Raw genomic sequence first — 12,477 nt, 5'->3', positions numbered from 1 at the left:
ATTACGACTGATCTCGATACTCGTTTGGGGTCATCCCGTAATGTTTTTTAAACATTTTGCTGAAATATTGCGGATTTTGATACCCAAGCTCACTCGTAATCTCGTATATCTTTTTATTCGTATTTTTCAATAGATACAGTGCACGCTCCATGCGCATGCGAATCATATAGTCCCCTAGACCCTCTCCTGTTTCTGCCTTATAGATTTTGGAAAGGTATACTGGATGCAAGTACACTTTGTCCGCAATCATCTTCACAGATAACTCTTGCCCTGTTTCACGGGTGACTAGCTCTTGGACTTGTTTAATAACATGTCTTCGGCTCTGTGTTCCTTCTTGATCCGATAGTTCTTCTTGGAGCTTGGTTAACATTTCTGTTGCCCAGCGGCGCAGCTTCTCGGGTGATTGAATCAGCTGATGTGCCAATAGTAAGTCAAAGCCGGCATGATCAATCTCATGTACGAGATGCCCCTGCTTATGCGCAATATACATAAATGCATTCGTTACAGATAAATACATCTCATAGACATGCTCTCGTGACAATCGCACACGCTCTGCCTCATCAAATACAGCATCAAGCTTACGTGCGGCTGCATCCCACTGTTTGGTTTCCAGCAACTGAGGCAGAACTGGCGGTTTGTATAGCTCATCCAATGCCTGCGCATCATTATCAGAGCGCTTGGTCGTGTTCGTATCGAGATACTGAATCATATTCTCCTCGGGTCCGGTAAGCACAAGTGAGCCTAATCCTCGGCGATAAGCCGTCGTTAGTTCTTCAAAAGCAAAGGGCTGCGTTACGACCATAGAGATATCTCCCTGCAAATATCGAATGACATGCTCCCTGAAGGTAGCGGTAGGTTCCTTAATCTCGTCCTGAGTCATCACTTCGACTCCGTTTAAGTTCTGATGCTGTATCAACATGACTAGGCATTCATGAGGGCCATGACCAAACCAAACATTAAATTGTGGACCAAACACCTCTTCCGCGATATTTCCCACTGCAAAATCCATCAGATCTAATGATTGTTGATCCATACTTGAGAATCGACCGGCAAGGCGAATTAACATCATAACAGCTGGTTGTTCTGGTTCCATTTGAATTTCGTACTGTTGCAACTGTTCACCGAGTGCCCGAGCTGTAATCTCACGGCCTAACAATAGATCATGCATCAAATTTTCGCGCAAAATTTTGTAATCGGACTTGCGGCTATATAACAAGCGGTGATATTTATCGAATTCATCCCATTCATCTCGAAGTGACGTGATCGCTGCGGATACGGATGCCATGAATTCATCATCATTAACTGGTTTGAGTATATAATCGGCAGCCTGCAACTGAATTGCCTTTTTCGCATATTCAAAATCACTATGACCTGTTAACAAAATACAACGGATATGCGACCATCGGGTACTGACTTCTGCAACAAGATCCAGTCCCGACATGCCTGGCATACGAATATCTGTCACTACAATGTCCACTGCATTTTCTTCCATAATGTCTAATGCTTCTTTTGCAGAAGCAGCACGAAACACTGTCGTTACCCCAAGCTCACCCCAAGGGATCGTCAGTTCCAGACTTTCTGTTACATACGTCTCATCATCCACCAATAAAATATCAATCAATTTGCACACTCCTCATCTTCAACGCTGCAATTCTTAGCTCTCATAGCACATCGTCATAGTCCTACATCACATCTACTCTTAATCCATCGGCGCCTGTAATGCTGGTATTTTCTCTGCACCCACAGACCATCTTAACGTCACTTGCAATCCGCCAAGCTGAGATTCTTCAATATGAAGACCTGCCTTCTCACCATATCTCAGCTGCAAACGCTGGTTCACATTCCACAGGCCACAGCCCATTTCCTGATCCATCGTTCCTCTGAGTTTTAACAGCAGAGCTTCTCGCCCTTCTGCATTCATCCCCTGACCATCATCCTCGACCTGAAGGATCATCATGCCATCTCGGCATTCCCCCGTGATCTTGATCTCTCCCGCTTCAGCACTTGCTTCAATCCCATGAATCACCGCGTTCTCTACCAATGGCTGAACAATCAGTGGCGGAACTTCCTGCAGCAGTATATCTTCGGATAAGTCAATGGTGTAGTGAATGCGATCCATACGCATCTTCTGAATTTCTAAGTAACAATTTACGAATTCGATCTCCTCTGTAAGTGGTACGACATCCCGTTCCTGTCTCGTTGTATAACGATAATATCTAGACAGATTATGGGACATCGCCACGACGGCATCCACCCGTTTGAGCTTAGCCATACTAGTAATAAAGGAGAAGCAGTTATAGAAGAAATGCGGATTAATCTGTGACTGTAGCTGCTTCAGCCTAGCTTCACGCACATGAATTCGTTCCAAATACACATGTTCAAACAACTGCTGAATCTGATCTACCATTGAATTGAACCGTTCGGACAGGAAGCTAAATTCATTACGTCCTTTAGGCTGAATACGAACAGAATAATCCTCCTGCTTCAAGCGTTGGAAACCACGAATCAGCTGCTTCACCGGAACCTGTACCTGAACATATAACATATACGCTGCCAGAAAACTCATTAGAAATAGGCAGAGCATCGAGGAATAAAATAATAGATTCGATTGATGGATCGGCTTCAAAATCGCTGACAGCGGCATATAATCTACCAGATACCAGCCTGTTGTGCTTGATTTCACCGTGTTGACCATGTAAGGCTCCCCATCAATAACAACAGTTCGATTGTCCACATCCTTCAGCTGATGAATGGACAACTGATTAATAAGTTGGCCGGTTAGCGTTCGATCCGAGGTACGATTATAGATCACCCCTGCATCTTCGCGATAATAGAAGGGATCATGCCTTCCGTCATCCTTAAACTTGTCTAACATGTCACGGATGTTGCTGCTATCAAACTCCAGTTTAATGATCGTTTCGGCATTCACTGCCGGGTCACTAATCCCATAGGGCGATACCGTAATCCAGCTGAACATGAAGCGATCGTCCTCTCCTGCTACACCAGCAATTCGGCGTACGTCCCAGCCTGAAGAGATTGAATTCTGTAAGGACAGCTTGTCATATGAGCGGGCGTCACGTTCAGATACAACCCTGCCCAAGGAAGGTGAGTATAAGTACAATTTTGTCTCCCAGTTAGAGGAGCTCTCCTGAATGCTTAACTTATTCTGGATTCGTTTTACCAGATTGATGGTATCCAGATCAAAATACGAGCTATCTGCAAAGATCCGTCGAAAGCTAGCTATATCGGGATCATGAATGAGCAGATTCGGCCAAGATGATAACAATTCAATATGTGTGTTCACCTGATTCTGAAAGAACTCAAGCTGATTGCTGTTTGAGCGATTGAGCTCATCCCGAAGCACAGCTGTTGTTTTGTGATTGGAATACCAATAGAGCAATACGACAGGAATTAACATAATTAAAATCAAAATAACCATCTTGGAAAATAGGTTTGTCCGATATGACATTTTCTCATCTCACCTTGTCTCAAATTGTCAGTGACATCTATTTTAGCTATACATGCTATAAACATAAATGATTATTTTCGTACTCTCACCTGATCCGTTTTCACATCATCACTTTCTTACACCCTTCTTACTATACAAGCAGAGTAACTCACTCTCCATCGTAAGCGTTTCCAAGCCTAAGGTACAGGTCACAAATTCAATATTTCTGCACTAATTCTAGCTATATAATCCAAAAAAGCCGGCTTTCGCCGACCCTTCTTAATCCATTGTAATGGAAATTATGTATGTATGTATTCTATGCTGCTAAGGCATCTCATAATCAAATACGATATTCTGCCCTTCAATCCCGATATCAAGCACAATATCATGTAATTTGCCTTGAAAAGGGAGTGGTGATCCTGCTAGACCGCTAAATGCAAGCTGACCCGCAAAGGTACTACGGGGTTCAATCTCAATGCGCACAGGCTTCAGCTCAACAGAGCTTAACGATTCGTAGAGAGGATCATCTTGATTTCTGTAACTACGTGCAAGATCAGGTTTGACCATAGCAACCACGAGTTGTCCACTGTAGTTTTTGATGATTAGATAACAGCTCGCTAAGGTATCGCCATCATCAACTACATCGTACATGCACGAACTTTGGTTTTGTACATAAGAAACGGCATTGGTTCCCGTTGCATTCCATTTGACGACGTACATAACTTTATCCGTGATGAAGGAATAGCTAAGAACAATGACCAAGACCATCAACCATAACTTGCTGGCAAGTCGTGGGAACGATGACCCCAACAATTTACGTGTAATGAAATAACTACAGACCAGCATGCCCAGACCTATAAAAAGCGTGATATGAACACCTCTAACATATGTCGTTGTATAAGGTAACAATCCCACTTTACTCAATATCGTATCGCCTACCGAGAAGCCTAGATGATGGTTGAAGGTAAAAATGATCGAAAATAGCAAAAAAATGATTGAGAACGTGAGTTTCGCCCTCGACACATAAACACCCCCTAATCAACCACCTGATTATATCATATTTTTCCTAATTATCATTAACAATCCAAATGCATGTATCAAACGACAAAAAGACATCCTCGGTTTTGTACCGAAGATGTCTGCATGGGTAAACTCTGTAAGCATTCTGCAGATCATCAAAATCTGCTTATGGCTTGGTTCGTTTACCTACTAAATTATTTTTTGGAGAGGAATGCATCCAGTTGTTCCTGTTTCGCTGCAATGATCTTATCAATTCCTGCGGCTTTCAGTTTTTCCAAGTATTTAGGGATCATCTCGTTTGGATCTACTGCTCCAGATGTCATACCTGGTTTAAACTGTTTGTTCACATTGTTCACCGCAGCAATTTCATTTTTGACCGATTGGCTGTTGAACGTAAATCCTAAGGCAGGAGACTTCACACCCTTGGCATTAAATTCTTTGAATTTCTCCCATTTCTGAGGGTCTTCATTATCCCAGAGGAAGTTCAGGAATTGATTACCGAGTTGCCATTGTGCACCTGGGTTGTAAGTGCGGCTGTTCGCATCTACGCCGTCAGGCAGTGTGATGATGTTTTCTGCTCCGTCTTTTTTGACATAATGCTGACCTTCAATACCGAAATTAAGCAAGTTATTAATTTCTTTATCAGAGTGCAACAGGTTGATCACTTGCATCGCTTTCTCTGGTTGCTCAGAAGAGCGAGAGATTGCAAGCATCGCACCGGAAGCATCACCCGTTGTAATTGTTGGTTGAGTCATTTCGATCTGTGTGAGCGGGAAGCCAACATAGCCTTCCTCTTCCTTATCTTTACCTGGCTTCATACCGTCTGTCCACATGAATGCTTTGCCTGCTTTGGCTTGGTCTTTCGGGAACACATTGGATGTCGCTGCATCACTATTGATATATCCTGCTTGGTACCACTTACGGGCAAGTTCAGCAGCTTCCTTGAATTCTGCCGTCTCCACTTCGTTTAATACCGTTGTGGAGCCTGCTGTCTTCGAGATAACACCTGGTACAGATGCATCTCCAAGGTAATCCCAATCCAGATTTTCTAACAATCCATTACCGTTGGTATTGGACATGTAGAACGGTGTGATGCCTGGTTCATTTTCCTTAATGGTTTTGAGCAAAGGCTCTAGGTCTGCCCAAGTTTTCACAGCCGCTAAGTCCAACTTGTATTTGTCAGCTAGATCCTGACGCACAAGCACACCACGCGTTGCCGCAAGTTCCTTATTCGTTGGCACACCATAGTTGACCCCATCTACTTGTGAACCCTCAAGGAAGGCTGGGTCTAGATTTTTCTTAATGTCCTGACCATGCTCTTCAAGCAGATCGTTCAGCGGCAGGAAAGCTCCTTTGGCAACATTAACTGTGTAGTTCTGCCACGCTGCTGTGAAGATAATGTCTGACTTCTCACCGGAGGATATCATCAGATTCAACTTGTTGTCCCATTGTCCCCAGTCGATCGCATTAATCTTAAGCGTTGCTCCGATTTTCGGTTCCATCTTTTTATTGATCTCAGCTTCCACCAAGGCAACATCCTTCTGTGGTGTTCCTGGATAATACAGCGTGACTTCATAAGGCTTCCCTCCACCTTCTGCTGCACCTCCGCCTTCTGCCCCAGGCGTTGTTGTTCCGCTCTTGTCCGTTGAACAGCCTGCAAGCACGAGACTCAGTGCCATGACTGCCGCCGCAAGTCGCGGCCATACTTTTAATGTTTTAACCAAATGAACCCCTCCCGTCGTGTGTTAAACCTTACAACCTGACCGCCAATTACCCCAATTCACGATTTTGTATATGCCCCTTCAGCTATCTTCGTGTTCCTACTCTTCCTCCGCTAACCGGCCGGAGTTAGCCCTTCACTGCACCTACAGTAAGCCCTTTGATGAAATACCGTTGGAAGAACGGATAGGCTAGCACAATAGGTCCAATTCCGACTACAGCCATTGCCATCTGCAATGTTTTGTTCGGTAGATTCAGCAATCCACCCTGTGATGAAATCTGTGAGGACACATTCGAGTTAGAAGTCAAATATTGAATATCGAGCAGCGTTCGGTACATCAGGTACTGAAGGCTGATCGTCCGGTTATCCGATATAAAGATCATACTTAAATACCAGTCATTCCAATAATTAAGCGTACTAAAGAGTGCAACCGTTGCCATAACTGGAAGTGAGAGCGGAAGTACAATGCGCGTAAACGTTCTCAGCTCACCCGCCCCATCGATTCGTGCCGATTCCAGTATGGAGACTGGAATCGAATTCGCGAAGAACGTACGCATAACGAGTACGAAGAACGGTGATAGAAGCAGCGGCAAAATAAGTGCCAGAATCGAATTTTTCAAATCAAGCACATTCACATAGACGAGATACCACGGTACCAAGCCACCATTGAATAACATAGTGAAGAAGATGAAGAAAGCAAACCATCCTCGGTATGGTAAATCCCTACGTGATAGCGGATAAGCATATAATGCAGTCAGAGCCACACTCGTAATCGTTCCCACCACAGTTACAATGATGGAAATGCCGTAGGAGTGAATGATCTGATCCATATCCTTGAACAAAAACTCATAAGCTGTCAGACTGAACTTCTCAGGAATTAACTTATAGCCGTTTGCGATTACTGTTGTTTCGTCCGAGAAAGAGATGGCGAAGACAAGCAGGATCGGCACGATACAGGCTATGGCGTAAAAGAGAAACATGCCGTGAATAATTGAAGCGGAACGCCGCGAAACGGCCAATGGATCACGTGTTTTCACAGTTGACTTGCCCCCTCTCAAAATAATGCATTATCTTTGTCAATTCGCCTTACGATGGTATTGGATACCAAGACAAGCACGAAGCCGACGATAGCCTGATAGAGACCTGCAGCAGAGGACATCCCTATATCGCCGCCGATCAAGAATGTACGGTACACATAAGTATCAAGTACGTTCGTTACAGGGAACAGCGCACCCGATTCCAAAGGAACCTGATAGAACAAACTGAAATCTGCATAGAAGATACGGCCAATCTGTAACAGCGTCATAATGACAATCAGCGGAATGAGAAACGGAACCGTAATGAAACGAATTTGATGCCATTTCGTTGCTCCATCCAAGACAGCCGCTTCATAATACTCTTCATCAATGCCTACGACGGCTGCCAGATAAATGACAGCATAATATCCTATATTCTTCCACGTATTCACCAGTGGCAATATATAAGGCCAATACTTCGGCTCAGAGTACCAGTCAATTGGCTGTCCACCAAAGATCTGTAATATGGTAGAGTTCATGAACCCCGAATCCTTACCCAGGAACGCAAGTACCAGGTAACTGACTACAATCATGGATAAGAAATAAGGCAGCAGCATAAGTGATTGGTATAATTTCGACATAGCCTTGTTCTTAACTTCATTGAGCAAGATCGCGAGGCCTACGCCGACAAATAGATTTAGTGCGATGAACACGGTATTGTACGCAAGTGTATTCCGCGTGATCTCCCACGCGTCACTCGTGGAGAACAAATACTTGAAGTTATCCCATCCGCTCCAAGGACTACCTAGGATACCGTCGGCATAGTTTACATTTTTGAATGCAATGAGTACGCCGAACATGGGCATATAGTTGTTTACCAGAAGAAACAGAATCCCTGGCAGAAACATGAGATACAGCACCTTAAACTTTCCAAGATTGTACAAGACCGATTTACGTTTGCGAACTGACCCCACTCCTACATCTGATATCCGTGCGCGATTACCCGTCTCGGGTTGTGTCTTCATAGCCTCTTCTCCCTCACTCCTCTTGAATTCTTCCTCAGGACTTAGCACCGATTGTGTCTCCTGTGGTTCAAGTATACGGCTGTGAGATCTGATCCAATATCTACTGTGGTGACCTGTTCAATGATCAAATTATGACTTTCTCGTATTTCGGCTGAATCCCATATTCGATGCTGAGATGCCACTCGCGCATCCTTCGTAATCAAAATCGGACTTTTTGAACAACCTCTTACCATTAAAGTTCAAAACGTTCGATTTTCAGTGCCGAGAAGATGGGATGAAGCTAGAAATGGAGTAGCGGAGCGTAGGCATACCTACGTGAGCAACGGACATTTCGGCTGAATCCCATATTCGACGCTGAGATGCCGCCTGGCATCCTTCGTAATCAAAATCGGACTTTTTGAACAACCTCTTACCATTAAAGTTCAAAACGTTCGATTTTCAGTGCCAAGAAGATGGGATGAAGCTAGAAATGGAGTAGCGGAGCGTAGGCAAACCTACGTGAGCAACGGACATTTCGGCTGAATCCCATATTCGACGCTGAGATGCCGCCTGGCATCCTTCGTAATCAAAAGCGGACTTTTTGAACAACTTCTAAAAATACAAAAGACGCAGCATGCTGCGTCATAGCTGTACGGTACGCGATTGTTTGCGAAATTCCTGGGGGGTAATGCCGGTGCACTTCTTGAACATTTTTGTAAAATGAGAATAGTTATAATATCCCACCTTGCCGGCAATATCCGTTACCTTCACGGTAGACTGGGATAATAACGTTTTCGCTTTCGCTACTCTGCGCTGTAAAATAAACTCCGAAAGAGACATGCCCTTCTCCTTCCGAAAGAGACGAGACAGATAAGCGGGGTTAAATCCTGCAAAGGAAGCTAGCTCTTCTCGCATTAGCTCTTCACCGATATGATTCTCAATGTAGATGCACAATTGATCCACGATTGTCATTGGACTATGATCGTCTGGATACAGCACAGGTACCACACGGCTAATTAGATCTAGGGTCCACTGCTTCAACTGTGGCAAAGAACGTGTTACGACACTCTCTTCCGGCTCGCGTTCCCCTGGATAAAGACTGCGTACAGATACATTTTTCTGATGAAGCAAAGGGTATACCACATGTAGCATCGCATGATAGTACAGTCGCAGAATCTCCGGTGATAACCTCTCCTGACCAGCCAACAACTCGAAAATCTCATCGACACGTTCATGTAAATCTCCTACTTTGCCTGTCTCGAACAGAATGGACAATTCGGAGAACCACGGAATCGGTAAAAAGCGATCTTCAGTATCTCGGCCTTGCTCATCGTATACAAATACACCTTCGAGTTCCTTAATATTGCGACGCTCCATATCCATCAGCTCATTGAGCATCCCCTGTAACTCAGTAACCGCTACAGGGACACCCACATAACAGGATAATCGGCAATAGAAGTACGTACCGCATTCTCGAATATAGATCTGGCAATCCTTTTCCATCTCTTTCGCCGAGGCCACGATGCCATCCTGTTCATACGCAAGCACAATATTTAGACCTCCATGGTCTTGAAACACCTCACCAGGTCTGTCCCCGAGCAGCATCTCCTTGGCTGCATTTCGCAGCGCATATTCCAATACCTCTTCATCCCGAAGGTCAAATTCACGAACCCATTCCTCCACCGAAATGACGATTGGTACAATTCGTGCATTCGGATCAATCTCGGCTCCATACACTTCGGCTAATTCCTGCAAGCGCTGTTTAGTTAACGTCATTCGTTGAGATATCGCATCTTTCCAGAACCGCTCTGTCAACAATGGCTTATGTGTCTGCCACCGTTTATAGACGGTCTCGTAGAGTTTATTTGTATGTGTGCGCTGCTCACCTGCTTTGATTTTATCTACGGCCTGACTTACTATCTTGAGCAATTGATCCGCAGGAGCTGGCTTAAGCACATAATCAAAGCTGTTCAGCTTAATTGCCGACTGCGCATATGCAAACAAAGCATGACCTGTAAGGAAAATAGTTAACATACCTGGATCATGCTTAAGAACCCAGCTCTGTAGATCGAGCCCTGTCTCACCAGGCATTTCAATATCACAGATCATGATATCGATAGCGTGTCGCTTCAGTATTGTTCTCGCCTCTTCAGCATCTCCTGCACTAAATACCTGATCAATGCCCGCCGAGTGCCAGTCCACCCCTTCAACCATGGCCTGTAGGGCATATACTTCATCATCCACAATTAATAGATTCCGCATTAGGCTCCCCCTTCTTCCTCTTCCGTCTGAGCGGGTATATGAATTACGACTGTGGCACCACCATCTGCTTGATTGTTGAAGGCAAGCCCAGCTACATCTCCATATTTCACCATCAATCGGTGTGCTACATTCCAGATCCCAATATGCTGTCCCCCTGGATCTTCTGCATATTGCCCTTGCTGCAAACGATCCAGCAACTCCTGGTTAAAGCCTACGCCATTGTCCTCTATCGTAATCAATAACATCGGAAGCTGTTCTGTCTCCTCATCGTTTGCAGTAGAACCAGGTACGATTGCTGTACCCTGACCTTTGATGTGAATGACAAAAGGCTCTGTACGCCGCTGGAATCCATGTATAATTGCATTTTCTACGAAGGGTTGTAGCGTTAACGGTGGCAGCACATAATGCCCCAGGCCAGCTTCAACTTCCAGCGAAAAACTAAGCTTGTTGGGAAAACGAAGTTTCTGAATCTCCAAATAATGGCGTATATGCTCCAGTTCTTCATCAAGTCTAATGACACGTTTGCCTGCTCGTAGACTGAAACGGAAATAGTCAGCTAGATGACCCGCCATCTGTTGCACCAGCTCATGCTTCTGTAGAGAGGCCAGGCTATGAATGATATTGAGGGAGTTCAGATAAAAGTGAGGGTTAATCTGCATCTGGAGCTGCTTGAACTCTGCTTCCCTCGTTCTTAGCTGCTCCTCATAAACATCGATCTTAAGATGCTGGATCTGACTCGTCATCTGATTGAAGCTTCGAGTAACAAACTCCAGCTCCGAAGAGGCGGGAGGCTCTAACCTAACATCCAGTTCTCCCCGACTCACCCTTCTCATACCACGGATGAGCATATTCATCGGCCGGAACAGTAATTGACGGACAAAGACAAGAGCAGTAATAAGAATGACAGCTGCACCAATAGGCAGCAAACGAATAATCCGCTGGAAGAACGGTAAGTTTCGCATCATGTCTTCTTCGGGCAAGAGCACAACGTAGTTCATCTTCGACATCGCCGAAGGCAAGCCGAGCATCAAATATTGACGTGCCTTACCTTTGGGTACTTCTTCCGAGATAACCTGATAGGGGTTCTTCAATCCGGGAAGATGGGCAGCCGCCAGCTTAATCTGATCTGCACTCAAGGATGAATTGGACAAAGCGACACCATCTATCCCTACAATAACTGCTCCACCACGATCTCCCGATTCCGTGAATTGCTCTGGATAATTCAGTGCGTTCATATCCACAAGAGCACCCGCGTAGAATTGCTGGTTAATGCGAACCGTCTTCACAAGTGCATTTCTCGATTCGCCGCGGACGATCCCCCATTCAGGCTGCTGAATATCCCCTTCGAATTGCTGCATCTGCACGGGCATACTCTGCTGCACGAGTGACATTTTGATGTCGTAATCACCGGAGGTGGCGAGCAGTAGATCATCATTGATAGCGTCGTATAAAAAGAAGGAATCGATCAGATTGTAGAAGCCAATATCTGTCATAAATTTATTCATAATCCGTTGTTTAGCAATAATATAATCCCCGCTGCCGTATTTTAGAAAAAACAAGGAAATGATATCGGGGTCGCGTTCACCCAAGCTATATAGATAACGATTCGTTTCTTGAAGGACTCGTTCATTTTGTTCAACGCTCTTGACTAGATGATTCATACTCGTAAGCGATACTTGGTCACGTACAACATTCATAGCGTACACATTGTTATAGTACATCAAAAGAAACAGGGGCAGCATGATGAGTGTCAGACCGACAATAAATTTGAAACGTAATGAACGGATGAAGTTCATAGATGACCGCCCTTTTTTGTTCAGCATTAAAATCCTCTTGCCATAACCCTTAATTGTAAACGTTATCAACAATACATGTTCTTTCGTATTCATGTAGAGGATAGATCGACTTTTTTTCCATTTTTCTTCCTTATGATGGCATGTTCATTGTAATCATGCTCGCTTTGCATTGTCTATGCACTTTGGTGACCTCTAATTACTACTCTGGTGA

General features: G+C 44.6%; 8 protein-coding genes. All 8 read right to left on the bottom strand.

The genetic code is table 11. From position 1 onward, the window contains the following. Position 1: 1 nt before the first annotated feature. The 8 genes from V6W81_RS10470 to V6W81_RS10435 all read right to left on the bottom strand — a co-directional run bounded on the left by V6W81_RS10470 (position 2) and on the right by V6W81_RS10435 (position 12,293). The gene (locus tag V6W81_RS10470) at positions 2 to 1,621 is read right to left on the bottom strand and encodes a response regulator (protein ID WP_338543037.1); all 1,620 of its coding nucleotides are present in this window, start codon (positions 1,619 to 1,621) and stop codon (positions 2 to 4) included. Positions 1,622 to 1,699: 78 nt separating this feature from the next. Beyond that, complete coding sequence (locus V6W81_RS10465; RefSeq protein ID WP_338543035.1) at positions 1,700 to 3,469, bottom strand: sensor histidine kinase; 1,770 nt, start codon at positions 3,467 to 3,469, stop codon at positions 1,700 to 1,702. A gap of 303 nt (positions 3,470 to 3,772) precedes the next feature. Then, the gene (locus V6W81_RS10460) at positions 3,773 to 4,471 is read right to left on the bottom strand and encodes a hypothetical protein (RefSeq protein WP_338543033.1); all 699 of its coding nucleotides are present in this window, start codon (positions 4,469 to 4,471) and stop codon (positions 3,773 to 3,775) included. A 191-nt stretch (positions 4,472 to 4,662) separates the two neighbouring features. Further along, positions 4,663 to 6,192: an ABC transporter substrate-binding protein gene (locus tag V6W81_RS10455; RefSeq protein WP_145046126.1), complete on the bottom strand. Its 1,530-nt coding sequence runs from the start codon at positions 6,190 to 6,192 to the stop codon at positions 4,663 to 4,665. 124 nt (positions 6,193 to 6,316) lie between these two features. Further along, positions 6,317 to 7,225 carry a carbohydrate ABC transporter permease gene (locus tag V6W81_RS10450; protein ID WP_056700379.1) on the bottom strand — a complete coding sequence of 303 codons (909 nt, stop codon included), beginning with the start codon at positions 7,223 to 7,225 and terminating at the stop codon, positions 6,317 to 6,319. A 17-nt stretch (positions 7,226 to 7,242) separates the two neighbouring features. After that, positions 7,243 to 8,229 (bottom strand): ABC transporter permease, encoded by a 987-nt coding sequence (locus tag V6W81_RS10445; protein ID WP_338543030.1) that lies wholly within the window; start codon positions 8,227 to 8,229, stop codon positions 7,243 to 7,245. Positions 8,230 to 8,850: 621 nt separating this feature from the next. Continuing rightward, complete coding sequence (locus tag V6W81_RS10440) at positions 8,851 to 10,470, bottom strand: response regulator transcription factor (protein ID WP_145046125.1); 1,620 nt, start codon at positions 10,468 to 10,470, stop codon at positions 8,851 to 8,853. Beyond that, positions 10,470 to 12,293, bottom strand: a complete 1,824-nt coding sequence (locus tag V6W81_RS10435; RefSeq protein WP_145046123.1) for a sensor histidine kinase — start codon at positions 12,291 to 12,293, stop codon at positions 10,470 to 10,472. Before V6W81_RS10435 ends, V6W81_RS10440 begins: the two co-directional genes overlap by 1 nt. Between the last annotated feature and the right edge of the window lie 184 nt (positions 12,294 to 12,477).

The sequence above is a fragment of the Paenibacillus tundrae genome, assembly GCF_036884255.1.
Lineage (GTDB): Bacteria > Bacillota > Bacilli > Paenibacillales > Paenibacillaceae > Paenibacillus.
This window is presented reverse-complemented; position numbering and strand designations above follow the sequence as displayed.

Coding starts and splice junctions, on each gene's coding strand:
- V6W81_RS10435 (WP_145046123.1), bottom strand. CDS start 12,293: ATGCTGAACAAAAAAGGGCGGTCATCTATGAACTTCATCCGTTCATTA.
- V6W81_RS10465 (WP_338543035.1), bottom strand. CDS start 3,469: ATGTCATATCGGACAAACCTATTTTCCAAGATGGTTATTTTGATTTTA.
- V6W81_RS10440 (WP_145046125.1), bottom strand. CDS start 10,470: ATGCGGAATCTATTAATTGTGGATGATGAAGTATATGCCCTACAGGCC.
- V6W81_RS10445 (WP_338543030.1), bottom strand. CDS start 8,229: ATGAAGACACAACCCGAGACGGGTAATCGCGCACGGATATCAGATGTA.